This window comes from Treponema ruminis (assembly GCF_014201975.1).
Lineage (GTDB): Bacteria > Spirochaetota > Spirochaetia > Treponematales > Treponemataceae > Treponema_D > Treponema_D ruminis.
The window spans coordinates 86,848-110,975 of sequence record NZ_JACHFQ010000006.1; the positions used below are offsets into that span (position 1 = coordinate 86,848).

The following is a 24,128-nucleotide window of genomic DNA, read 5'->3' on the forward strand; positions in this document are numbered from 1 at the left end:
GGCAGCCGGTGCGCCCTGCATTTCATCTGAAAAAATATGCATCTTGTATGAAAAGCCCGCACAAAATTGTATTTAATCTTTATAATTAGGCTATGAATACCAAAACAAAAATCCGGGAAGTAACGGAAAATAAAAAAGCCTTTCTCGATTTGCTTTTGCTTGCTGACGAGCAGGAAGATATGATTGACCGCTATCTTGAGCACGGCAGAATGTTCGTTCTTGAAGACGAAAGCGGAAAAGTTTTCGGTGAGTGCGTCGTGACTGATGAAGGGGACGGCGTACTTGAAATCAAAAACATTGCGACATCCCCGGAAGTTCACGGTAAGGGCTACGGAAAAGCCTTGATTCAATATGTGGAAAATGCTTTTTCCTGTAAATTTTCCGTTTTGCAGGTTGGAACGGGAGACAGCCCTTTGACGGTTCCCTTCTATGAAAAGTGCGGATTTACAAGGCATCATGTGGAGAAAGATTTTTTTACAAAGAACTACGACCATCTGATTTTTGAGGCTGGGGTTCAGCTTGTCGACATGGTTTATTTAAGGAAGACAATATAATAGGGGAAAAAATGACAGAATTACGGGAACTTGATGATTCAAACTTTGACGAGATGAAGGCTTTGTTCAAGTCGGTTTTTATGGGGCCGCCGTGGAATGACGACTGGAGCGATGACAATCAGCTTACCGAATACCTTCTGGATTTAACAAAGGTTCGCAATCCAATCCGGCTCGGACTTTATGAGAACGGCGAGCTTGTCGGAATTTCAATTGGCGAAATTCACCACTGGTGGGGCGGAACTGAATATTACATACAGGAACTTTGCATCAAAACTGACATGCAGGGCAAAGGTCTTGGCTCAAAATTTATGACTATGATTGAAGATTATGTGAAGGCGAGAGGACTTAAGCAGATTTTCCTTCAGACCGAGCGGAATGTGCCGGCATACGAGTTTTACAAAAAACGTGGATTTGAGGAACTGACGGATCACGTCAGCTTCTTTAAGGAGTTAAAAAAATGAAAACAATCGGATTAATCGGCGGAATGAGCTGGGAAAGCACAGTCACTTACTATCAGGTCATCAACGAAAGTGTCAAAAATACCCTCGGCGGATTTCATTCTTCAAAAATCATGATGTACAGCGTTGATTTTGCGGAACTCGAAAAAAACATGTCCGAAGGAAACTGGGACGGCAACGCAAAAATTCTTGCGGAAGCTTCCAAAAGACTTGAAAAAGCTGGTGCCGATTTCATCGTAATCGCAACAAACACGATGCATAAGCTTGTTCCTCAGATTGAAAAGGAAATCAATATTCCGATTCTTCATATTGCAGATGCAACCGCAAGGGCAATCAAAAAAGACGGTCACAAAAAAATCGCCCTTCTCGGAACAAAATTCACAATGACTCAGGACTTTATAAAGCAGCGCCTCATCGACTCAGGTCTTGAAGTCATCATTTCTGATGAAGAAGACATCAAAACTGTAAACGAAATCATCTTCAACGAGCTTTGCCTTGGAAACGTACTCGATTCATCACGCGAAAAATACAAGAGCATAATCAAAAAAATGAAGGAGCAGGGGGCAGAAGGCGTAATCCTCGGCTGCACGGAAATCGGAATGCTCATCAGCCAGAAAGACAGCGTTCTGCCGGTTTACGACACAACTTTGATTCACGCAGCAGAAGCGGCAAGAATCCAGTGCGAATAAGTGAGGTTTAATTATGAAATACAATATCCGAATGGCAAATGAAAAGGACGCAAAGGCAGTTCACGACATTTACGGAGCTTATGTTCCGCTTGATTATGTGACTTTCACCGTTGAAAACCCGGATGTCGAATCTTACCGCCAGAAAATCATTCACACGCTGGAAAAATATCCTTTCCTGATCGCAGAGGATTCTGACGGAAAAATCTTGGGCTATGCCTGCGGTTCTCCGCTCCGCCCGCACGACGCATATCAGTGGAATGTTGAATGGACAATCGTTCTTTCCCCTGAAGCTCCAAAAAGAGCCGGAATCGCGACAGCCCTTTACAATGAGTTTGCCCGGATTCTTACCGATCAGGGCTACCGCTACATTTACGGCGTTCTGGTCGATACAAACGAAGCGAGCATCGCCCTCCACAAGGCACTTGGATTTAAGGAAGTCGGTCACTTTGAAAATGCTGGCTTCAAGCTCGGTGCATGGCGTGGAATCGTCTGGTATGTCAAGCAGATTGGAAACATGGCAGAAGAGCCTCACACTCCCCTTCCGCTTTCATGAGGCTCCCCTCCCCTACTTCAACCCCCGTAAAACCAGGCGGTTTTTCATCAAAATCGCCTGGTTTTTAAATTTTAAAAAAAGCCCCAGAATCGCTTCAAAAAGACGCGGACATGTAATTTATCAAATTTCAAAAACAAATCGATTTTGAGCAATTTTTTAGTTGTAATTACAATATTTACAATATTTTTAATTGTATATATTGTATATTCTATAGTATTATTAACAATATTTTCCACAATCTTTTATATTGTACTTTTTACAATATCCACAATAAAAAAAACAATACTTGCAATATTTATTATTGTAGATTATATTGGAAGTACAATAAAAGTTGTAAAAGGTGGGAAAAATGAAAACAATTGCAGTCTCTATCGAAAAAGGCGGAAATGGCAAAACAACAATTTCTATGTCATTGGCCGCAGAACTTGCAAAGAAATACAAAGTCATTTTAGTTGATGCCGACCCTCAGGGTAACTCTTCATCAACTCTTATCAGTACCCTTCAGTACGAGCTCGCAGACGTCCTCACAGGCAAATGCTATCCAAAAGAAGCAATATTACAGACTTCCGTAGAAAATCTTTTTATTCTTCCGACAGCAGGCCTTACGGATGTTGAATCAGGCTTGCGCGATTACAGGGACAGGAATGCAGCCCGCGAACCAAACGTCTTTGAAGAACTTTGCGAAGAGTTCAAAAACATGGGCTTTGATTACTGCATTTTCGATACAAGCCCGGCCTTCGCCGCATTTGAAGAAAACATCTATCAGGCAACCGATGAAATCATTGCCGTAATAAAACCGGATCAGTATTCACAGGACGGACTGGAAACCTTCAAAAACAACCTGAACAGTTTTTATCGCCGCAAGATGAAAAAGCAGATAAAGCCGGTCCTCAACACCGTTGTAATGAACGACGTAAACCGCTCTCACAAAATGACCAACGACTTGCTTAAGCTCCTGGGTACACAGAACGCCTACAAAATCGTTACGGTCCCAACTGATCAGAATTTCAGAAAAGCACAGATGGAAAAAAAGACAATACAGCAGTTCTATTCACAGAAGACAAACCGTGAAAAGAAAGCAACTCTTGATGCAATCTCAGAACTTGCAAAGATTGTTGAAGCTGAATAAGCCAATAATAAAGGGAGGAAATTATGGCATTAAAAAAGTCTGCACCGGTCGAAACTGAAACAACTAAATCATCACTTTCACCAGAACTCATGAGTCAGTTTCAGAATAATTTTGCTTCAACAAGTGTTGTAGAAAATGAAGTTCCAGCTGAATCAACAGAAGAACCCAAAAAAGCTGCTAAAAAGCCCAATTACAAAAATATATTCAATGTTCACATGGGAACAGGCGATAAGGCCCGCTTAAAGACTTTCTGTGCGGCTCATGAAGTTCCAATCAACACATTCATTCTTTTTGCAATCGAACATCTGATTGATGAAGTAGAAGAAGGCAAGTGTACGGTTTCTAAGAGCGGTATTCGAACCATTAAGAAAGAGGCTTAAAAATGGGACGAAAAAGAATAGAAAGTGAGACAACAAGCTTAATCCCTTTGGACAATTCAACAACAGAATTGTTTAAGTCCTTTAAGCCAGCACCAGCTCTTTACATGAGCTATATTCCGAGTTTTTTTACAACAGCTTCGTTACCTTTCAAAAACGTAAATAAAACAACTTTTACAAGAAAGGGAAGCCAGGGCGTTACGCTGACTCTTACATCGCCTACAAATGTTCCCTTCGGAAAGTTTGGACGGCTTCTTCTCAGTGTTCTTACGACTCATGCGGTTCTTTCAAAAGAAAAAAACGCGCCGGTGATGATTGAATACAAGTCACTAGCAGATTTGCTGAAAGAATTGCAGCTTCCAAAGCAGAGGGGCAAGGAAGTAAAGGAACAGCTTGAATGTTTTAAGAATGCGGCTTTCTGCTTTGAGCAGCGAATTGAAACACTTCAGGCAGGCTATCTTTTTGAAGACATAATGGAAAAACCTTATCCAAAAGGCGACGTAAGGGTAGAAACAGTAACCACAGGCAACATTCGATTTACAACTGGTGTTCAATATCAAAAGGTAACGGATACCAGCGAAAAGAACGGTTCCTGGGTTGGAAATTTCAAGATTTTACTGTCTGGTGAATTTGCGGCTTTTTGCCAGGAACACGCAGTACCAATTAATTATACTGTTTACAAAGAGATTTCCAGTGCTGCCGGAAAAGATATTTATGCCTGGCTGGTTTATCGAAACAACGGTTTGAAAGATAAGGTTTTCATTCCAAGAGATAAGCTTGTCGAGCAGTTTATGCCGTTAAGCGATGAGAACGACAGAAAGCTTCTCAGCGTTTATTACAGCCGAATTATTGATGAAATTAAAAACATTAAAGAAAAGTATTATCCAGAATTAAAAGTTGATATCACATCTTCTGCAGGAATAACTTTGTATAAAAGTCCAACACCAATTCTTAAAGATGATACAAGATATGCTTTGATTACATCAAATATCTAAGGTAACAAGATTGTTGTAAAAAAGAGAGGTAACAGTTTTGTTGAAGAATACTGTGGTTATTAACATTTCCACAGTTTCTATTATTAGTCTAAATTTATATTAGAATTTATTAGATATAATAGAAGAAACTACAAAGTTGTTACCTTTTTCATCAATAGTGTTACCTTGCTTCATTTTTGTGCAACTTTCTTCTATATGATGCATGAAGAATGGAATTCGGCAAATTTCAGCAAGATTGTTACCTTCAAAAAGCCTTTTCCACGCGAATTTGTGGATAAAGTCAACAAAGTTGGTACCTTTTAATTCAACAATCCTGTTACCTTTTTATTTTGCTTTACCAAATTCATTGTAATCTATAAATAAATTTTTGTCATATAAGAAAATAGAATTTTACGAAATGATCTGGAAATACATCAATTCTGTTACCTGATTTCTATAGATTTTCATCAGAACTGTTACCTTTTAATTCAAAAATTTGACTTTTTGAGAAAGAGCTGCCGGAAAAATCGCATAATTCAACAATCTTGTTACCTTTTAGAGGGTAGAAATCATGAGATTCAACAAAACTGTTACCTTTAAAGTGAAAATTTTTTTGCTTTCGAGGAATAAAATACAAAAAAAGGGCTGATAAAAAGAAAACAGGTAACAATCTTGATGAAAAGAGCAGGGGGAGAGCTTTTTCCCTGATTCAACAAGAGTGTTACCTTGGAAAGGTCTTTATTTCAAAAATACAACAAAGTTGTTACCTTTTTTTGAAGAGACCGTGGCGGTTACAGTAAAAATAAATCTGTTTTGTACCACTGATTTTAAACCTGACTTGCGCATTCTGCTCGGGGTAAAGCTTTTTGATTTCAATACCATCGGAACGGATTGCCGCAATAAAGGAAATGTAATGCTGCTTGGTCATTTCGTGGTCAATGAAGACAAAATATTCGTCTTCGACGCGCTCGATTTTTACAGCATGATTTTCGTCAGCATCTTCGGCTTCCAGAGGGGGCAGGGTAATGCCACAGCAGCTTACGACAGCTTCCCCTGAACTTTGAATCACGTTACCGCAGACCGGGCAGACATAAAACTCTGCCTTGCTCATGTTTGCGGCTTTGTTTTTATTCGTGATGTTTTCGCCTGAAAGAAGCTCAATCACAGAGACTCCTAGAGCCTTTGCAAGACTTTCAACAAGCGAAATGTCAGGATAACCGCGGCCGGTCTCCCACTTGGAAACAGCCTTGTCGGTCACAAAAATCTTTTCTGCCAGCTCAGTCTGAGTCAGCCCTTTTTCTTCACGAAGGCGCTTAATCATTGCGCCGGTAATGTACTGGTTAATCATAATAATTGCCTCTTGTGTAAGCGGGCCGTAAAGCCCGTGTTTTTCGTAGCTACATTAACACAATACATTCTGACGCATGGTAAAGCAACCTACGCTTTGTAGAGTTTAAGGTCAGTTTTTTCAGCCTTTAAATTCCTTGTGGATATGGAAAACTTCTTCAAACGGTGGTCACTTTTGAAGGCATTTATTCGTTTCTCCTAAGTTTCTGGCAGAATTCTTTGATTTTCTGCTCATTTGACTCGGACTGACGTTTTTTCGGGTCAAGAAGGGCGAGTTCTGCTTCGAAATTTTCAATGCTCAGAGCATCCTTGAGTTTTTTGAATTTCTTCTGATTTCCTTCACCGCCCTGACAGGCAAAGGCTGCAAATTTTTTGCCGGTCATATCATTTTCATTGATAAATGTTCGGAGCGGCGGGGCAAAAGTTCCTGCCCAGACAGGAGTTCCGAAAATTATCAGGTCGTAGTCCCGGGCGCTGAAAGAATACGGCTCAAGTTCAGGAGCCTCGCCCATGACGGCACTCTTTCCGCCCCAGAAGAATTTTGAAAATCCCTTGCTCGGATAAAGTTTTTTTGGAGAAAGGCGCAGAATGTCAGCGTTCAGCTCTGAAGCAATTTTCTGAGCCACGAAATCAGTGTTTCCTTCGAGTGAATAATAAACGATGATTGTTTTCATAAGACCCCTATTATTCTAATCCCCACAATTTATAAGGATTTGTTTTTAATTCGTTTTCATAGATTGAAACTACGCTCCAGATATCGAGGAACATCGCCTTGCAGCTGCCGATCTGGACTTCCTTGATGAGACCCCTTTCGTAAGCCATTTTCTGGATTGTGTACCATGCCTTTACAGGCGGATGTCCGGCTTCCATGAACCACTGGTCAGGCGGATAAAGTTTGTTGATTTCTTCGGTTGGAGCAAAGCGGTCGTTTATGTCTTTGGGAGTGGCGCCTTCCATATAGTGCATGGCAGTCAGTTTGTAAATATCAACTCCAAGTAGCAACGCCTTTCCGCCGTTGTGAATCGCGTAATCAAGACCGCCTGTCAAAGCTTCCTTTCCGTGCTTCCCCCAGCCCGATGTGCTTATGACGTCAGTTCCCGTGTAGGTGTCAGGCAGTTTTCGGAATGTGTCGGCAACAAGTCCCATTGCGGTTCGCTCTTCATCTCGCGGAAGGACTTTGATTTTGACCGTAATTCCCATCTTTTTGTCTTCGTCTGTAAGCGGAAGTTCCTTGCTCAGGCGAAGGGCTGGCATGAAGATGCTTCCTTCTTCAGTAACAAGTTCCTTCAGTGTATCGATGACAGTCATTGCGCCGCCCTCAAGTTCTCCGAATGATGAAAGCGAGCTGTGAACTTCAAGAGTCATTCCTTTTGTGATTCCAAGGTCAGTAAGTGATTTTTTTAATTCTTCTTTTGTTATCATTTTTTTTTATTTTCCTATAGTTTGTCGATTTTTGCAAAATTATTTTTTAAGCTCTTCCCATTCCTTTCGCGTGATTGCGTAGGCGTAGGAGACTTCGTTTTTCGGATCTGGATATTCCTTGACCTTCTTCATGCCGTTTGCAAGGGCCGTTGAATATGAAGCGACGTTTGTGTATTTCATGTAGGAGTAAATCGCGTCGTATTTTGTGTTCTGGAAAACCCAGTCCCGGACGGCTCGGGCAGCTTCTTTTGCAAAACCCCGCCTCCAGTATTTTTTGTGGATGTGATAGCCGATTTCCGGAAGCTGCTCTCCGTCGATGTTCTGCAAGGTGATTCCGCAGTCACCGATGAACTCGCCTGTTTCCTTGAGCACGACAGCCCAGAGTCCCCAGCCGTATTTTTCGTAGTTTTCCAGATTCCACTGAATCCAGCCCCGGGTACGTTCCTCGTCAAATGGAGCCGGATAATGCTTCATGGTTTCTGCATCCGACATGATTTCAAACAATGCATCAAAATCATCCATAGTGTAATTTCGTAAAATCAAACGTTCTGTCTCAATAGTCATTTTTTACCTCTAGAAAGTGTCAAATAAATTGAAAGAGAATATATCAGATACAGTACATGCTTTTTCCTTTGTGTCATGGATTAAATTATAAGGCATGTTGAAGCAAGAGAGAAGATTTTTTAGATGAGATGCAGTCTTTAGTCGATGAAATGCAGGGTGGGGGAGTGGAGGAGGGGCTCCCCCTTTTGAATTTACTTTACAAGAGAGCTGATTGCTTCCCACCCTGCGCAGCGTTTATAATTCTGGGTCGGGAAGTTGCATTCCTGATTCCAGGGGCGGTCAAAGACAAGAACCTTTAAATCCGGGAGATGCTCAAAAAATTTGAAGGCGTGGGGTGAATCTTCTACGGCGTAGTCAAAGTGCATTTTGTAATAGTCTTCAAGCTCAAGGCTGAAGGTGCTGCCCTTTATGAAGTTGTCTCGGCCGTATTTGTTGAGGCAGAACATCTCGACGCGCTCAAGTCCGTGCTGGTTGAGCCATTCCCGGGAAGCCTCGTATGCACTGAATGGGCGGCCTGTGATTATTTTTACGTCGTGGCCTTTGTCAATCCAGCCGTTGATTGTCTGGACTGCGCCCGGCGTTTCCTTGTAGGACAGAAGGGATTCTGCTTTGTGAGCCTGAATCATCATTTTTTCGTAGTCTTCGTCGGAAAGTGAGAAAGATTTCTGAAGGTTGAAATATCTTATTTTCTCGTAGGGAATATCCAGACTGAAAAGTTCCTTTATAAGCTCAGAAAAATAACGTGCGGTCTCGCAAAGACAGTCATCATAATCAACGTAAATATTCATTTCCGCAAATTCCTCAATTATTTGTAATCATCAACGTCGAATTTCCTGTCGCGGAAATAATAGTCTCGGTCGGCTTCGGTGATTTCGCGGAGAACCCGGCATGGATTTCCAACGGCAATCACGTTTGCAGGAATGTCCTTTGTGACTACGCTGCCAGCTCCGATTACTACATTGTCGCCGATTGTAACGCCCGGCATGATGCATGAGCTTCCGCCAATCCAGACGTTGTTTCCGATTGTGACGTCAATTCCATATTCATAGCCAGAGTTGCGAGAATCCGGGTGAACCGGGTGACCGGCTGTGTAAATGGCAACGTTCGGTGCAATCTGAACGCGGTCGCCGATTTTAACTTTGCCTACGTCCAGAACAATGAAGTTGTAATTTGCAAAGAACCACTGTCCGACTTCAATGTTGTAGCCGTAATCGCAGTGGAAGGGAGCCTCAATGTTAATCCAGTCGCCTGTTTTTCCCAGGATTTCCCTGATGAGGCGGTCTTTTTCTTCCTTTGCCTCAGGCGGAAGGTTGTTGTATTTGAAAATCTTCTTTTTGTTTTCAAAACGTTCTTCTTCAAGACCGTCCAGCCATGAGCGGTAGGGAAGGTTTGCTAACATTCTTTCTTTCTGATTCATATTTTTCTCCTTTTACGAATGACCTCATTGCACTAAAAATAATGTTTTCCATATTTTTCATGATACATGAAGATAGGGAATAAACAATCTTTTTCAGACAAGATGCATGTTTTTGCCGATGAAATGCAAAAATTGATGTATTAAATTTTAAGTTTTTTTTAATATTTTTTGCTTTTTTGTAAAACTATGCTATAGTTGTAATAAGGGTTTTCGTTTTTTTAAGTTTTCCCTTCAATTTTTTTGTTTCAGGTTAGCTTATGAATGAATTTTTAAGTTCGGAGCATCTTCGCCCCGTGATAAAAGTGGATCCAGAAAAATGCTGTAACTGCCACCGTTGCATAAGCGTTTGCCCTGTTAAGATGTGCAACAACGGTTCAGGTGACCACGTGTCTATTAATCACGATCTTTGTATTGGCTGCGGTACCTGCATTGAAGCCTGCGTACACGGAGCAAGGACCGGCATAGACGATACAGAAGAATTTTTCAGCGACCTCAAGAATGGAGTTTCTATTGTTGCCATCGTTGCTCCTGCTGTTGCCGTAAATTTCGTGGACAAAGACCTGCATCTGAACGGCTGGCTTAAATCGATCGGAGTTAAGGCTGTCTTTGATGTTGCTTTTGGTGCAGAATTGACGACAAAAAGTTACGTCGAGCAGATAAAAAACGAAAAGCCGGATATTGTAATTTCACAACCTTGTCCTGCGCTGGTAAGTTATATCGAAGTCTACAAGCCGAACCTGATTCCCTATCTTGCAAAACCTGACAGTCCCATGGCTCACACCGTTGAATGCATCCGCAATTTCTATCCTGCCTACCGGGACTGCAAGATTGCCGTAATTTCTCCGTGCTTTGCAAAACGAAGGGAATTCGATGAAAACGGACGGGGTGATTACAACGTCACGATGAAGAATCTTGACATCTGGTTCAAAAATCATGGTGTGGATCTGACAAATTTCCCGAAGACCGATTACGACAATCCTCTTGCAGAACGCGCCGTATTGTATTCGACACCGGGCGGACTTATGCGTACGGCCGAGCGTTTTGTTCCAGGCATTTCCTCAAAGACAAGAAAGATTGAAGGTCAGCCGATGGTATTTGAATATCTTTCAGGTTTGGACCACAGTCTTGAATCCGGCAAAAAACCTTTTTATCAGCTGGTTGACTGTTTGAACTGCGAAAAGGGCTGCAATAGGGGAGGCGGAACTATAAGCAGCAAACTGCCTCTTGATGAATTGGAAAATCTGGTTGAAAGCAGGGCCTTGGCAAGACAGGAAAAATGGAAGACAAATGGACGTAAACCAAGCAAATTCGCCCTTAAAAAACTTGAAAGAACGGTAAATGCATACTGGAAGCCCGGCATTTATGACCGTCACTATCAGGATAGAAGTGCGGCTATGAGAAAGTTCATCAGAGTTCCTTCACCTGAAGAATTGGAAGAAATTTACATCAGTATGGGCAAGCACAGCAAATCCGACATCTACAACTGCGGGGCCTGCGGCTATAACAGCTGTGAACAGATGGCCGTTGCGATTTTCAACGGACTCAACCGCAGGGAAAACTGCCATCACTACGTCATGAAGCTTGCAAATCAAGATCATGAAAAGGAAATTCGTGAGGCTTTAAACAGAATTACGGAAGCCGTAAGTTCCGGCACTGAGGCACTTCAAAGCAATGTTCGGGATTTGCAGGAAATCAAGAGTATGAACATGCTCACAACCGATGGAATCAAAGAGCTGAACACAAAAATGAACGGCATTTGGGACATCGTGGGCATCATCAATAATGTTGCAGACCAGACTAAAATCATTGCCTTTAACGCTGAGCTTGAAGCTGCAAGTTCCGGCGAGGCAGGCAAAAACTTCCATATAGTTGCAACTGAAATCCGCCGCCTTTCCGATACAATCCTTGACAGCATCAAGGAAATCAAGACTATTATCGGGGATATACAGCGGGCATCAGAAAAACTCATTTCAGCCAGCGAGAACGGAACAAAGCAGATAAACTCCAGCTGGGAGAACGCCAAGTCGCTTGAAAAGGGCTTCGGAAACATCATGGCTTCATCAGGTGACAACAGCGCTTCGCAAGAAATCAAGGATAAAGTAGGGCAGGTGGCTTCTTCCGGCGGAAAAATTTTCAACACCCTGCAGCAGATTTCACAAGGCATTGAAAAGTTCTCTCAGAACGACACGGCAGATAGCAATGAATCTTCTGAGGAATGGCAGTAAACTATAAACGCTTTCATTTTTATTTTCCTATAAAAATCTCTGCTTCGGAAAAGAGGACTGCTTTTCCTGAAATAATTATTCGCCCGCCCTTTTGTTCCGCGTAGAGGACGCCGCTTCTTTCGGATGCCTGATAGCAGACCAGCTTTTCCTTTCCAAGCCGGTCGCACCAGTAGGGGGCAATCATGCAGTGGCTGCTTCCTGTGACCGGGTCTTCCATCAATCCAAGCTCCGGACAGAAAACGCGGCTTACGCTGTCATATTCCGGGCTGTCGGACGGAGCTGTTACGACGATGCAAAGGCCTTCAAGCTCCTTCAGTTTGTTCTGGCTCGGAGAAAGATTTCTTACCTCGTCCGCACTTTTCAAAACAAGCAGAAGGTCCCTGTCAATATAGGCTTCCAAAGGCCGCACTCCGAGGGCTTCTTCCATCTTGTCCGTCACTTCAATTTTCTTCAAGCGGTAGGCAGGAAAGTCCATCCTGTACAAGTCGCCCTGCTTTTCAACAGTAAGGGTTCCGACCTGAGTCTTAAAAGTGATTTTGTCCGCGTCCTTTTCGTAAAAATTGAAGAGGACGAAAGATGTTCCAAGCGTTGCATGTCCGCAAAAATCAATCTCTGCCGCAGGAGTGAACCAGCGCAGGTGGTAAAGGTCTGCTTCCTTTACCGCAAATGCAGTTTCAGAAAAATTATTTTCCTTTGCGATGTTCTGCATGAGCGGGTCTGAAATCCAGCTGTCCATAACGCAGACAGCCGCCTGGTTTCCGCAAAAAATTTTGTCCGTAAAAGCGTCTACAATGTACTGTTTCATTTTCTATTTCTCCCTGATTTTTGCATTTCATAATTACCTCATTTCAATTTTTACTGCAAATCACAAAACTCTTTCAACGCCGTAAATTCGCGCCGATACAAACCATAATCCGCAATATTTGTTTTGTGATATTCTTCGTAGCTTCCAAAAATGTCCAGAGCCTGTGCCATCGGCAACCACTTGAAAGTGCAGCCAGCACGGGCTTCTGCTTCCGTAAGATTTACGTTTCCAGTATCTTTTACAAGCTCGCAGACAAAATAATGATTCACATGCCGCCAGTCGCAGAAAAGCTCTTCAATTTCCAGATATTCTTCTTTTACCCGAACCTGCATTCCGGTTTCTTCAAGCAGTTCACGCTCGCAGCAGTGAGCGAGAGTTTCACCTTCTTCAACACCGCCGCCAGAAATTATATATTTGTCATTTTTACTCTCGTAGCCCAAAAGAACTTTTCCGTCCTTCACAACGATTCCGCGACACGCATGGCGCAAATGTTTCACATAGCCAAGAAAGTCATCATTTTTCAGCTGTATTTTTTTCATGTTTCTGATATTTTTGCATCCTCAATTTTACGATAAAAACTTCCTCACTCCCCCGATTTTTTACCCCGCGGTCTTTATGAATTCAATTTCATCCAGTCCTTTATCGATTTGATTGCGTCTTCCTGTTTCAGAAAAACCTTCCCTTCGATACAAGCGGGCCGCATTTAAATTATTTTCCAAAATCCAGAGTGTAGGCGTATCTTTACATTTACTACAGGCAAACCGCAAGAGCACCGTACCGTAGCCTTTGTTTTGCTCTGATGGAAGGATATATAAATCTTCAATCAGATTTTCTGTTATTGAAACAATTCCCACATCTTTTCTTGAAGTTTCGTCGAACAGCATATACAAGGCAGTACCCTTCCTGATTTTCTCCACCAGATATTCTTTCTGATGTTCCGGCGTATGTTTTGCCACGAAGTCAGGATTACAGAATGATTTGTGAGATTCCTGCCAGGACTCGCTGTGAATGCGCGAGGCTATATCGATATTCTTTTCATCTACAGATTTTATCATTTTTATTTCTTCCTCAGCTCCGCAATTGAAACGTAATGCTTGATTGTAAAACTTTCCGCCAGTTTTCAAAAGCCGGGCAAAAAGAGGAGCTGTCTTTTCGTGTGCAAAATACCAGATGCACTGGCAGGCAGTAATCACATCAAAAGTGCCGTCAGCAAAATCAATATCTTCCGCTCGCCTTGCAAGAAAGTCAATCTTCATTCCGGCCTCAAGGGCAAGTTTTTTTGCCTGTTCAATCTGCTCCGGGGAAATGTCAGTGCCCGTCCACTTGGCACCGTACTTGTACATGTTTCTTGGCATAATCTTCGGAAGTCTTTCCCCAGTCAAAAGATTTGCCTTTGTCGATAAAATCAATGTTCACTTTTTATTCTCCTGATTCAGATTATAAAATAAATAATAATAATAAACTTGGATTTTCACATAAGATGCATGTTTTTGCCGATGAAATGCAGTTTTTTTTATCCGATTTTACTTTATAATTATACAAGAAAATATGATTAAGATAGATGATTTACAGCTTATAGGCTCCGGTGCAACGGCAAATGTCTATTTATATGACAATAACAAGATCATTAAATTATTCAACAATGATTATGACATTGACACCGTCAATTATGAAGCTAAAATCGCACAAGAGATTAATGACTCATGCATCACTGCGCCGAAATTTTATCAGACAATTATAATCAACGGGCAAAATGGTATAGTCTATGAATTTGTTGAAGGTGAATTACTGTTTTCCCTGCTGTTAAAATCTTCCTTGCCGCAAGGCATAAAGCTGATAAAAAAACTAGCACAAACCCAAATCAGCATTAATCAAAAAAGAAATAACAATATTACAAGCCAAATTGACCGTTTTTCCTATCTGATTAATAAATCAACTGGCATAGAATCATACAAAGATGTCCTGATTGAGGGCTTAAAATCAATAAAACAGGATAATTGTATTTGTCATGGTGATTTACATGCGGGAAACATAATAGTAAACAGCTCAGGTTATATAGCGATAGACTGGATGAATTGTTATGCAGGAAATAAAGAGGGCGATTTGATACGAAGTTATTTGATGCTAGTTTCGCCATATATTCCTTTTCCCGCCGGAAGAATCATAAGAATATTGTTCAGGATTTATAAAAATATACTTGGTCATATTTATATGAAAGAGTATTTGAAACTTACCAAACTGAAGAAAAAAGAACTTAGGAAATGGTATTCAATCATTGCCGCCTCACGCTTAGCTGACAATGTTCCTAATGAAGAGCAATGGTTAATAAAAATAATCAGGAAGAACATCAATTACCTAAAAGAACTTCAACCGAGGGTTTGAAATATTTTCTGTAAATAGTGGAGTAGGAAACAAATGATCAGAGAAGTAAAAAGGGAAGAAATGCCGGACTGTGTAAGCCTTATAAAGAAGGCATTTTTGACCGTGGCAGATGAATTTGGATTTACGGAAGAGAATGCACCGAGATTTACTGCATTTGCAACCAATGAGGAGAGGCTTCTTTGGCAGATGGATGGTGAACACCGACTCATGTATGTATATGAAGATGCCGGTGTTTTGTATGGATATTATTCTTTGCTCATTCAGGATAATAAGGAGTGCGAATTGAATAACCTGGCAGTTTTGCCGGAATATCGTCATAAAGGAATTGGGAAACAACTGTTGGAACACGCATATTCTACAGCCCGGGAGAATGGCTGTAAGCTTATGAATATCGGAATCGTAGAAGAAAACGTAAAGCTTAAAAAGTGGTATGAAGATAACGGAGCGGTTCATGTAGGAACGCATAAATTTGACTTTTTTCCATTTACATGCGGTTATATGAAAAAGGAACTTTAAGCTTTTTATATTTTAAGATAAATGACTACGGAGATTCGATTTTGGGACAGAATGAAAAATATAGCGATATGAGGAAGAAGCCAATGGAATATCGTAAGGTGTTTGACACAATTCCGGAGCAGTTTGATAAGTTCAGACCTCGTTATAGCCCAGAACTTTTTGAATATTTCATCAAGGAAGCCGGCATCGTAGCTCAAACGAAGGTGCTGGAAATAGGCCCGGGAACCGGCCAGGCGACGGATCCCATTCTGGGTACAGGCTGCGATTATAATGCTATCGAGCTCGGAGAGCATCTCTATGAGAAGATGAAAGAAAAATACGGCACAAGACCGAATTTCCATATCGTGAACGATGACTTTATTACGCACGATTTCGGGGGACAGCGGTTTGATGTGATATATTCTGCTGCGACGATCCAGTGGATTCCGGAGAAAGTCGCTTTTTCCAAGACGTTTGAACTGTTAAAGTTAGGTGGAACGTTGGCGATGATGTTTCTGATCGGGGATTATAAGACACCAAATGAGGAGCTGTACAGCAATATCCAGAAGGTTTACGACTTATATTATAAGCCAGTGACGGAATACAAGAACATGAAGGAGCCATTTGACTATCTTCATGCGACCGACTATGGCTATGTAGATCTGACTCGCCATGATTTCTATGGGAAACGCGTTTTTTCTGCGGATGAATATGTGATGTATTGTGGGACGCACAGCGATCACATTTTAATTCCGGAGCCTTATAAAACGAAATTTTTCGATGAACTTCGGAGTGCGGCGATTGCGGGTGGAGATAAAGTCGAGTTTTGGGATACATATGTGCTGTATCTGACGAAGAAACCAGCGTAACCGTATAAAAGATTTCTCTTTGAACATAACGTACTAAAGGCGGTGAAGATAATGGCGTCAAGCAAAGAATATCTTGCTTTTGTTTTAGAACAGCTTTCAGGGCTGGATGATATAACATATAAGGCGATGATGGGAGAATACATCATCTACTATCGCGACAAAATTGTTGGTGGAATCTATGATGATCGTTTCCTTGTCAAGCATACACAGTCAGCAAAAACTTTAATGCCAGAAGCAGACTTGGAACTCCCGTATGAGGGGGCAAAGGAAATGTTGTTGATAGATGATATCGACAACAGGGAGTTCCTTAGGACTTTGCTTGAGGCTATGTATGATGAACTACCGGCACCGAAGAAAAAGAAATAACTTTTAATATAAATGAGTATGACAAATCGAGGTTTATGGAGCTGAGTACATCTTCTTGACCTGGCGGTCAAGAAGCATCCCTCGCTCTAAAGAGCTCGGTCAATTTGAATTTTGTGAGGCTATTATGATAAAAAACGTTGCTATTGTGAGTTTATCCCGAGGAATTATCGGAGAATCATTCGTAAAGTTTGAGACAGATATTGGCATTAAAAGACTTAAGGAGTTTGGGCTTAATGTGAAATTCATGCCCCATGCTCTTTCAGGACTTGACTATGTGGAAAAACATCCGGAAAAAAGGGCGCAGGATCTTCTTGAGGCTTTTCGCGATCCTGAAATCGATATGATCCTTTGCGCCATTGGTGGAGATGATACCTATCGTCTGCTTCCATATCTTTTTGAAAATAACGAGCTTAAGAAAGCTGTTACTAACAAGGTTTTTCTTGGGTTCTCAGATACTACAATAAATCATTTTATGCTTCATAAAGTGGGACTTCCCACATTCTACGGGCAGGCATTTTTATGCGATCTATGTGAGATTGGTCCGGATATGCTGCCCTATACAAAGAAATATTTTGAGGAGCTAATAACCACTGGAACCATCAGGGAGATTACTCCAAGTGATGTGTGGTACGAGGAAAGAACAGAGTTTGCGCCTGAAAAGGTTGGAACTATGACAGCCTCACATCCCAACCAGGGCTTTGAGCTTTTACAGGGACCTTCTGTATTTTCCGGAAAGATTCTAGGTGGCTGTGTCGATTCTATGTATGATTTCTTCGATGGTGAGCGCTATGAAGATATGCCTGTGCTCTGCGAAAAGTATCATCTTTTTCCTGATGCAAAGGATTGGGAAGGCCGTATCATTCTTCTGGAGACGAGTGAAGAGAAACCGACTCCGGAGAAATACAGACAAGCTCTTGAGTTCATTAAGGCTCGTGGCGTATTTGATGCAGTATCCGGTGTGCTGGTAGGAAAGCCTATGGATGAATGCTATGCAAAAGAATACAAGGAGCTCCTGGTGAGCGTTATAGATAACCCGAATCTACCAATCCTGTTTAATGTAAACATCGGTCATGCCACACCAAGATGTATCATTCCTTTCGGTGTTGATGCGACTATCGATGCGGATAAGCAGGTCATCAGGTTTGCAAAGTCAGTGATAAATAATAAGTAGAAGTGAGAGCTAGGAAGAGCTAATGAGTCGGAAAAAGGCTATTTTTTTTATATCTAGCCGGTGCATGGGGGAAACATGTCAGAAGTTTCATTGATAAAAGCAAATAGAGATGATATGCAGACTATATGCGCAAAAGGCGATAGCGGAGCTGGAACGAATCTACGGAGCAGATCATTGGTGCCTGGATACTATTTTGCAGGAAAAAGGTAATCTTTATCTGTATGAGAAAATGGGATACAAGCGCACTGGTGAGGTAGAGCATATTAACGAACGTATGGATATTGTTTTCTACGAGAAAAATTAGTGATGCCATAACAGCTATCATGAAAATTCAAGTTTGTAGAGATCATAATCTTTTAATATAACTGACCAATAATAGGGGGGAATATGAAAAAGTGGTATGACGAAGAATATGAATTTACCGTAGAAGTAACGGGCTTTTTGCATGGAGATCATACAGAAAGGTATTGTCGTAATGGTGAAGAAATCGGTGATGTATATAAATGTACCTACTGACTGCAAAACCTTTGGGTAATGAAAACTTCCATACAGGCGGTTTCTGGGATTATCCAGACGAAACACAGATACAAAGTGGTGAATAGGAGAGAGAATGTTGATTGTTGAGATTACGGATTCTAATGAAAAGCAGGCTATTGCAAGAGAAATACTTGAGGCTCTTACTGATTGGTTTGGTATAGAAGAGAGCAGGGAAGAATACATTTCCGGAAGTGCCGGTTGGACATTCTTTGCAGCTAAGGGAACGGAGGGACCTATAGGATTCCTCTGTTTAAAAGAAACAGGGAAGTCTACAGTTGAACTGGCTGTTATGGGTGTTTTAATGGAGCATCACAGGAGCGGTGTTGGCAGGCGGCTGGTAGAAAAGGCAATAGAAACTGCCAGATTACAAGGATATGAGTTCATGCAGGTCAAGACTGTGAAGATGGGAATATATGAGGATTATGACAGAACGAATCTCTTTTACATTAGCTGTGGTTTCAAAGAGTTAGAGGTATTTCCGCTCCTTTGGGATGAAGCAAATCCCTGTCAGATCTATGTGATGTCTTTAAAATAACTTTGGTCTGATGGCTACTGGGACGGAAACGCAAGAATCCTTTCGGATGCAGCAAAAAGGCTTGAGGGATCCGGAGCAGATAAAAGTAAAAATTGAAGAATTATGGAAGGAAATCATGAAAGATTATCTGGGGTATTCGAAAAGATCACTATGGATTCATGCCAAAAAGGGTTCTCATTATATTCATTTAACGGAACCCGAAATAATTGTAGAGAGTGTGAACAGGATAAGGCACATGTAGAGGAAAGCGCAGATGTCCTTTCAGTTCCAGACTATGTCTGCACTTTCCTGTGTAGAATTTGTAATCTACGAAGAGTAGGTAGCTTTGAGTAGAAGACTGCGTTATTGTTATATTGTGAACGTTCATAAAACTATTTTTTGAAGCAGTATGTTGTATTTTTACGTGAGGTAACAAATGAACTCTTTTTTTACTGAATATGATATGGATTCCTGGAAGTATGCCGGGAACTTTAATTTTTATACAAAAGTAATGCCGACGGGCTTTAATACTTGCCTTGATTTAGATATTACTAAAACTTACGATCTTGCAAAAATTAAAGGTGTGAAGTTTTCTGCCTGTTATCTTTTTTTGCTTTCAAAAATAATGAATAATGTGGTGAACGGAAATTCTTACCATTTTCAATATTTACTGAGCAAACCAGAAATGTGGTTTTAATAATTGGAAGAGAAGGATAGATGGGAAAAATGAGCGAAATCAAATATCAAAGATGCGATGGTTTAAATAAAGACTTCATCGAAAAGCAGGCTTTAAAAATTATAATCAGAACCGCAAGGCCAAAAGACATACCTGCCCTGCGCGAGCTTTATCTTGAACTCGAAAAAGACGGCGTACGTTACCAGCCGGAGCATTTTGTAATCGGTAGCAGAACGGATGATTTTTTCCAAAACATTTTTGACAGCCCAACCCAGGATATTCTTGTTGCCGACGACAACGGCCAGGTCACAGGCTTTGTTCATGTAATGATTATCCCTCAGAAAAAAGTCAGCTGCCTCAAGCCTCAGACTACAGTTTATATGCAGGATTTATGTGTTAGTCCCAACAAACGAAACGGCGGAATCGGCACCCGGCTTGTAAAAGAAGCCAAGGCATACGGCAAAGCCCACGGCGCAGATTTTATCCGCACTCAGGTTTTTCCGGGCAATGTAGACGGCATGCGTTTTTACGAGCGCAACGGATTTTGCGAAATGATGAAGACTATTGAATGTCAGACTCTGAATTAAAAACGACAAAAAGAGAATTAATAATGGAATTCAGAAAGATCTCATCTTTAAGAATGTACATTCTCAAACTCATTTCTTTTGGCAGTGAGCCTGGAACCTACCTTCTTTCTATCTTTCGCATAATCAGCACGAAGCTCACGGTCAAAAATGCGAACGTAAGCCCCCAGCTCAGCGGATAAGAATAGAAAATGCACTGATACGTGTGAAAGCGGGGAATCTGGAAGAATGTCGTGAGGTAGACGACGCGAAAAACGCAAGCTCCAATCAACGTAATGACCATAGGAAGGACAGAATGCCCGATACCGCGCATCGCAGCTGTCATCGTGTCCATCATGCCGGACATGAAGCAAGTAACAAGAATCACCGAGAGGCTTAACATTCCCGCATCGATGACCGCCGGATTCTCAGAATAGATTCCCAAAAGTGTTCTACCAAAAGCCAAAGCCCCCAATCCAAGCACGAGTCCCACGACAACAACGCTCGCCTCACTAATTACGACAAGTCTCTTGATTCTCTGGAATTTTTGAGCGCCCATATTCTGCCCTGCAAAAGTGAGGGTTGCATAGCCCAAACTTCCCATTGAAATGCCAACAAATTCCTCAATGCTCTGAGCCGCAGAAGTTCCAGCTACCATTACCGAACCAAAAGAATTTACCGCTGACTGAATCATTACATTCGAGAAGTTGAAAAGCATACTTTGTAAGCCCGCAGGGATTCCAATCTTTATGATCCGCTTGAGAATCGGCAGGTCGAGCCGGAATTTGCGCAAATCAAGACGAAATTCTTCATCTTCGTGCAGCAAGATCCAGACAATGCAAAAAGCCGCAAAAGTCTGCCCCAGAACAGTTGCAAAGGCGACGCCTGCAACATCCATCTTAAAGAAAACTACGAAAATCAAATTGAGAATCACATTGATTATACCCGCTACGAGCAAGATGTACAAAGGCCGCTTGGCATCACCCTTCGCCTTGAGCATAGCCGCACCGAAATTATAGATAATAGTCGCCGTGATTCCGCTGAAATAAATTTTGAGATAAAGAGCCGAGAGCGGAAGCACATCCTCAGGGGAGTCCATCAAAATCAAAATCCGACGAGAAAGGCTGATTCCAACCACAGTGAGAATGAGTCCTGCAATCACGCTCAGAACCATCGTTGTATGAATCGAGCGGTTAAGTTCCTCTTTATTGCCCGCCCCCAAAGAATTTGCAGCCACAACACTACACCCCACACTTGCCCTAATAAAGAAATTGACCAGCAAATTAACCATGGAGCTTGTGGACCCGACAGCAGCCAAAGAATTATCGCCAGCGTAACGCCCCAAGACGACAATATCCGCTGCAGTAAACAGAAGCTGGAGAATAGAACTGAGAATCAGAGGAACGGAAAATTTCACCAGCTTTGGGAAAATTGCGCCCTCAGTCATGTTTATCTGGTTTTTCATAACAAAGTATGGCAATTTTACAAAAGAAAAATCGGATTGAGAATGTATTTTTGACAAGATACATATTTTTGCAGATGAAATGCAGTGAAACCAGCAGGAATCAAGAACGAGTTGAATCCATCATGCCACAGGTGTAATCCGGCAACGGTACAATCCCTCGCGCTGTTAATGCGGGCGTCTCCCGCATGCAGCCGTCAGCCATCTTTTCTTTTCCGATAAAAGTTAAAGCCATCCTCAACCTTTATGAGCTGATAGCCTAATTTTTTGTAAAAAGCATTTGTCCGCCCATTCCAGGTTGGGGTATCTTCACTGGCCATTTGTTTATGCCATTTCTACACGAAGAAAAATCCATTTCAGACAAGATGCATGGATTGAGCGATGAAATACTCGTTAATAACGAGTTGTTATTTTGTTTTACTTTCTGATTTTTTGCTCAATCTTACGAGTGCCTTTATCAATTCTATAGTTTTTTCGGCCGCTCCCCAGCCCTACAACAAAACTATCACCGTTATCATACATATCAATTTGTTCGTTATTGTATGTGCCGAATACAACGCAATCATTGCATTCTTCTTTTTCATCATGGATAATTTTGGAGACATCTATTTTTGCAAGTTCAAGAGCTTCTTCTTTTGTCATTTTCTAGCCTCCTTTCGGTTCAGACAGCAATCTATGATGTTATCATTAAAATCAAGATTATCAGTTTTGAAATACTTTGTGTAAGTTTTGCGAACATCATCAAACACACTTTCAGAATACACCGTATTAGTCTGAGGGGCAAGAAATATTGGTTGTATCACCTTCCGAAAACGGAAGGTCGTTTAGTAAAAAGCCCCGCGATTTACGGGGCTGTATTTCTAATCTGCATATTATTTAGTTTGGGTGCCGAACCATTTTTCATAATTCTCGTCCGGCTCAAATCCGATTCCGTTGTTACATTCTTTCATTTCATGGGCAAGTCCTGTTGCAAAACCGTGAGATTTTCCATTTGGGAATGCTTTGCATGTTGGAATCCAGCCGTCAATCATTTTATCAGGAGTGCTATTTTTACAAAAAGTGCAGTCGTCTATACAAGTCATATCATTTTTTCCCCATGTGTTTGTTATAGAAATTCATCGCTTGCTTTGGGGTTGTATCACCTTCCGAAAACGGAAGGTCGTTTAGTTAAGTATAGCACAGGATATATAGAAAGTCATTTATTTTATATTTTTGACAGTCAACTTCTGTATGCTTTTGCCGCCGGAAGCTTGTAGCTTTTACCCGCAGTTACTTAAAGCTTTTGGTTATGCCTGCTTACAACATTTTGCCATGATTCCTTACAGGTTTTATCCGGTATTCCGTAAAGCATTTTGTCGCAATCCTTTAAAAAATTGAGCCATGTTTCTTGCGAGGTTTACACTATGAATCTTTACAGGTTTCGTGTGCGAATCCTTACAGTATCGCAGGTATGAATCCTTACAGCTTTCATGAGCGAAACCTTACAGTATTACAGGGGCGATTCTTTACAGGTTTTGCATGTGAAACTAAGCAGGGATTTGACATGTGGTGTAGGTGAGTGCAAATTCTGTGGAAGTCGTGGTATAATGGACTGTAAGGAATTGAAAATTGGCAAAAGCAAAAAAGAACTTCTCGCCGTGTTCAAAGATATGGGATATGAGATTAAGCTGTAAGATGTTGTTTACAAGCGGATTTGTTCGCATCTAACGATGCTCACGGAGGTGGTATGTTGATTTATGTTGTATCACCTTCCGAAAACGGAAGGTCGTTTAGTCTAATCTGCATATTATTTAGTTTGGGTGCCGAACCATTTTTCATAATTCTCGTCCGGCTCAAATCCGATTCCGTTGTTACATTCTTTCATTGCATGTGTAAGTCCTGTTATAAATCCATGAGGTATTCCGTTTGGAAATGCAACGCATGTAGAATTCCAACCAGCTTTGGCGAGGATTTGTCATGGGATTATCTGTGCTACGTCCGCGAGCATCCTCTTAGCTGGAATGTTCCTACAAAAATTCTTTACGGCAGTAACGACAATCTTACTTCATTTGAATCTATGAGCAATTTTGCAAAAAAGCATAATGCCCGGCTTACCGTTATGGAAAACGGTGAACACTGGTTTCATACAGAAGAACAGATGAAGTTCCTTGACGAATGGACTTTGAATCAGTGATGTCAGTAAGCTTCGGTGTATAAATGAAATAGAGGTGCTCGAGACTGTGAAGTCCTTTTGGAATTTGCGAACACCTTTATTGTTTTTTGAAGTTCTTTTTCAGGCATATTCGATTTTTACCTCTTTGATAGGTGCAAGGAATTTTTCTTTATCCATATATAAAACTTCTAACACTGGAATAAGGTCTATATATTCTTCGATTTCTTCATCTTTATGTTTATATTTTGCCATAACCTCTATATAACCAGAATCCCATAACAGGATTTTTGTATATCTTTCTAATCCGTTACAAGTACGAAAGGTCAGGGTCTTTCCGCCAAATGAGAAGGTTGTATATTTATCAAAACTACTTAAAATCGCAGTATCCATTAAGATTATTATAATTCAATCGCTATGAATTTCAACC

31 protein-coding genes are annotated in these 24,128 nt (G+C 41.3%); 18 read left to right on the top strand and 13 right to left on the bottom strand.

Annotated elements, in window-relative coordinates; all coding sequences use genetic code 11:
- Positions 1-92: 92 nt before the first annotated feature.
- The 7 genes from HNP76_RS09965 (at position 93) to HNP76_RS09995 (ending at position 4,755) form a co-directional block, all read left to right on the top strand.
- On the top strand, positions 93-554 hold the full coding sequence (locus tag HNP76_RS09965; protein ID WP_184660060.1) for a GNAT family N-acetyltransferase: 462 nt from the start codon (positions 93-95) through the stop codon (positions 552-554).
- An 11-nt stretch (positions 555-565) separates the two neighbouring features.
- On the top strand, positions 566-1,015 hold the full coding sequence (locus HNP76_RS09970) for a GNAT family N-acetyltransferase (RefSeq protein ID WP_184660062.1): 450 nt from the start codon (positions 566-568) through the stop codon (positions 1,013-1,015).
- Entirely contained in the window at positions 1,012-1,701 is a 690-nt protein-coding gene (locus HNP76_RS09975) for an aspartate/glutamate racemase family protein (RefSeq protein WP_184660064.1), read from the top strand. The genes HNP76_RS09970 and HNP76_RS09975 overlap by 4 nt, the downstream gene beginning before the upstream one ends.
- 13 nt (positions 1,702-1,714) lie before the next feature.
- Complete coding sequence (locus HNP76_RS09980) at positions 1,715-2,254, top strand: GNAT family N-acetyltransferase (protein ID WP_184660066.1); 540 nt, start codon at positions 1,715-1,717, stop codon at positions 2,252-2,254.
- Between the two features lie 349 nt (positions 2,255-2,603).
- Positions 2,604-3,383 carry a ParA family protein gene (locus tag HNP76_RS09985; RefSeq protein WP_184660068.1) on the top strand — a complete coding sequence of 260 codons (780 nt, stop codon included), beginning with the start codon at positions 2,604-2,606 and terminating at the stop codon, positions 3,381-3,383.
- 23 nt (positions 3,384-3,406) lie between these two features.
- Entirely contained in the window at positions 3,407-3,763 is a 357-nt protein-coding gene (locus HNP76_RS09990) for a hypothetical protein (RefSeq protein ID WP_184660070.1), read from the top strand.
- Positions 3,764-3,765: 2 nt separating this feature from the next.
- Positions 3,766-4,755 (top strand): replication initiation protein, encoded by a 990-nt coding sequence (locus HNP76_RS09995; protein WP_184660072.1) that lies wholly within the window; start codon positions 3,766-3,768, stop codon positions 4,753-4,755.
- Between the two features lie 742 nt (positions 4,756-5,497).
- Here HNP76_RS09995 and HNP76_RS10000 read toward each other — a convergent pair.
- The 6 genes from HNP76_RS10000 to HNP76_RS10025 form a co-directional block, all read right to left on the bottom strand.
- Entirely contained in the window at positions 5,498-6,082 is a 585-nt protein-coding gene (locus HNP76_RS10000) for a helix-turn-helix domain-containing protein (protein WP_206173280.1), read from the bottom strand.
- A gap of 184 nt (positions 6,083-6,266) precedes the next feature.
- Entirely contained in the window at positions 6,267-6,755 is a 489-nt protein-coding gene (locus HNP76_RS10005; protein ID WP_184660074.1) for a flavodoxin family protein, read from the bottom strand.
- A gap of 10 nt (positions 6,756-6,765) precedes the next feature.
- Positions 6,766-7,503, bottom strand: coding sequence for an AAC(3) family N-acetyltransferase (locus HNP76_RS10010; RefSeq protein ID WP_184660076.1), 738 nt, complete (start codon positions 7,501-7,503; stop codon positions 6,766-6,768).
- A 39-nt stretch (positions 7,504-7,542) separates the two neighbouring features.
- On the bottom strand, positions 7,543-8,067 hold the full coding sequence (locus HNP76_RS10015; protein WP_184660078.1) for a GNAT family N-acetyltransferase: 525 nt from the start codon (positions 8,065-8,067) through the stop codon (positions 7,543-7,545).
- Between the two features lie 191 nt (positions 8,068-8,258).
- Complete coding sequence (locus HNP76_RS10020; protein WP_184660080.1) at positions 8,259-8,855, bottom strand: 2-dehydropantoate 2-reductase; 597 nt, start codon at positions 8,853-8,855, stop codon at positions 8,259-8,261.
- Between the two features lie 17 nt (positions 8,856-8,872).
- Positions 8,873-9,484 carry a sugar O-acetyltransferase gene (locus HNP76_RS10025; protein WP_184660082.1) on the bottom strand — a complete coding sequence of 204 codons (612 nt, stop codon included), beginning with the start codon at positions 9,482-9,484 and terminating at the stop codon, positions 8,873-8,875.
- 257 nt (positions 9,485-9,741) lie between these two features.
- Between HNP76_RS10025 and HNP76_RS10030 the strand changes: the two genes are divergently transcribed.
- Positions 9,742-11,709 carry a [Fe-Fe] hydrogenase large subunit C-terminal domain-containing protein gene (locus tag HNP76_RS10030; protein WP_375781885.1) on the top strand — a complete coding sequence of 656 codons (1,968 nt, stop codon included), beginning with the start codon at positions 9,742-9,744 and terminating at the stop codon, positions 11,707-11,709.
- 19 nt (positions 11,710-11,728) lie between these two features.
- Here HNP76_RS10030 and HNP76_RS10035 read toward each other — a convergent pair whose 3' ends face one another.
- Genes HNP76_RS10035 through HNP76_RS10045 form a run of 3 tightly spaced genes read right to left on the bottom strand, consistent with a single transcriptional unit; the run spans position 11,729 to position 13,923 of the window.
- The gene (locus HNP76_RS10035; RefSeq protein WP_184660087.1) at positions 11,729-12,514 is read right to left on the bottom strand and encodes a PhzF family protein; all 786 of its coding nucleotides are present in this window, start codon (positions 12,512-12,514) and stop codon (positions 11,729-11,731) included.
- Positions 12,515-12,564: 50 nt separating this feature from the next.
- Positions 12,565-13,053, bottom strand: a complete 489-nt coding sequence (locus HNP76_RS10040) for an NUDIX hydrolase (RefSeq protein ID WP_184660089.1) — start codon at positions 13,051-13,053, stop codon at positions 12,565-12,567.
- Between the two features lie 60 nt (positions 13,054-13,113).
- Positions 13,114-13,923 (bottom strand): GNAT family N-acetyltransferase, encoded by an 810-nt coding sequence (locus HNP76_RS10045; RefSeq protein ID WP_206173279.1) that lies wholly within the window; start codon positions 13,921-13,923, stop codon positions 13,114-13,116.
- Between the two features lie 139 nt (positions 13,924-14,062).
- On the opposite strand from HNP76_RS10045, the gene HNP76_RS10050 reads away from it, so the two are divergent.
- The 9 genes from HNP76_RS10050 (at position 14,063) to HNP76_RS10090 (ending at position 20,111) form a co-directional block, all read left to right on the top strand.
- Positions 14,063-14,896, top strand: coding sequence for a phosphotransferase (locus HNP76_RS10050; protein WP_184660091.1), 834 nt, complete (start codon positions 14,063-14,065; stop codon positions 14,894-14,896).
- 33 nt (positions 14,897-14,929) lie between these two features.
- A complete protein-coding gene (locus HNP76_RS10055) occupies positions 14,930-15,412 on the top strand; it encodes a GNAT family N-acetyltransferase (protein ID WP_184660093.1) in 483 nt (160 codons plus the stop codon).
- A 41-nt stretch (positions 15,413-15,453) separates the two neighbouring features.
- A complete protein-coding gene (locus HNP76_RS10060) occupies positions 15,454-16,260 on the top strand; it encodes a methyltransferase domain-containing protein (protein WP_221301073.1) in 807 nt (268 codons plus the stop codon).
- Between the two features lie 51 nt (positions 16,261-16,311).
- Positions 16,312-16,626 carry a TfoX/Sxy family protein gene (locus tag HNP76_RS10065; RefSeq protein WP_184660095.1) on the top strand — a complete coding sequence of 105 codons (315 nt, stop codon included), beginning with the start codon at positions 16,312-16,314 and terminating at the stop codon, positions 16,624-16,626.
- A gap of 124 nt (positions 16,627-16,750) precedes the next feature.
- Positions 16,751-17,797 carry a S66 family peptidase gene (locus tag HNP76_RS10070; RefSeq protein WP_184660097.1) on the top strand — a complete coding sequence of 349 codons (1,047 nt, stop codon included), beginning with the start codon at positions 16,751-16,753 and terminating at the stop codon, positions 17,795-17,797.
- A gap of 387 nt (positions 17,798-18,184) precedes the next feature.
- Positions 18,185-18,313, top strand: a complete 129-nt coding sequence (locus HNP76_RS14260; protein ID WP_260309219.1) for a hypothetical protein — start codon at positions 18,185-18,187, stop codon at positions 18,311-18,313.
- Between the two features lie 94 nt (positions 18,314-18,407).
- A complete protein-coding gene (locus tag HNP76_RS10080) occupies positions 18,408-18,869 on the top strand; it encodes a GNAT family N-acetyltransferase (protein WP_184660099.1) in 462 nt (153 codons plus the stop codon).
- Between the two features lie 415 nt (positions 18,870-19,284).
- On the top strand, positions 19,285-19,545 hold the full coding sequence (locus tag HNP76_RS10085; RefSeq protein WP_184660101.1) for a CatA-like O-acetyltransferase: 261 nt from the start codon (positions 19,285-19,287) through the stop codon (positions 19,543-19,545).
- Positions 19,546-19,565: 20 nt separating this feature from the next.
- Positions 19,566-20,111: a GNAT family N-acetyltransferase gene (locus HNP76_RS10090; RefSeq protein WP_184660103.1), complete on the top strand. Its 546-nt coding sequence runs from the start codon at positions 19,566-19,568 to the stop codon at positions 20,109-20,111.
- 97 nt (positions 20,112-20,208) lie between these two features.
- On the opposite strand, the gene HNP76_RS10095 is transcribed toward HNP76_RS10090, so the two are convergent.
- The 3 genes from HNP76_RS10095 to HNP76_RS10105 form a co-directional block, all read right to left on the bottom strand.
- Positions 20,209-21,552 carry an MATE family efflux transporter gene (locus HNP76_RS10095; protein ID WP_184660105.1) on the bottom strand — a complete coding sequence of 448 codons (1,344 nt, stop codon included), beginning with the start codon at positions 21,550-21,552 and terminating at the stop codon, positions 20,209-20,211.
- Positions 21,553-21,966: 414 nt separating this feature from the next.
- On the bottom strand, positions 21,967-22,191 hold the full coding sequence (locus HNP76_RS10100; protein ID WP_184660108.1) for a hypothetical protein: 225 nt from the start codon (positions 22,189-22,191) through the stop codon (positions 21,967-21,969).
- Positions 22,192-22,421: 230 nt separating this feature from the next.
- The gene (locus HNP76_RS10105; protein ID WP_184660110.1) at positions 22,422-22,631 is read right to left on the bottom strand and encodes a glutamyl-tRNA amidotransferase; all 210 of its coding nucleotides are present in this window, start codon (positions 22,629-22,631) and stop codon (positions 22,422-22,424) included.
- An 809-nt stretch (positions 22,632-23,440) separates the two neighbouring features.
- Between HNP76_RS10105 and HNP76_RS10110 the strand changes: the two genes are divergently transcribed.
- On the top strand, positions 23,441-23,722 hold the full coding sequence (locus HNP76_RS10110) for an alpha/beta fold hydrolase (RefSeq protein ID WP_184660112.1): 282 nt from the start codon (positions 23,441-23,443) through the stop codon (positions 23,720-23,722).
- A 99-nt stretch (positions 23,723-23,821) separates the two neighbouring features.
- Here HNP76_RS10110 and HNP76_RS10115 read toward each other — a convergent pair whose 3' ends face one another.
- Positions 23,822-24,091, bottom strand: a complete 270-nt coding sequence (locus tag HNP76_RS10115) for a DUF7724 family protein (RefSeq protein ID WP_184660114.1) — start codon at positions 24,089-24,091, stop codon at positions 23,822-23,824.
- Between the last annotated feature and the right edge of the window lie 37 nt (positions 24,092-24,128).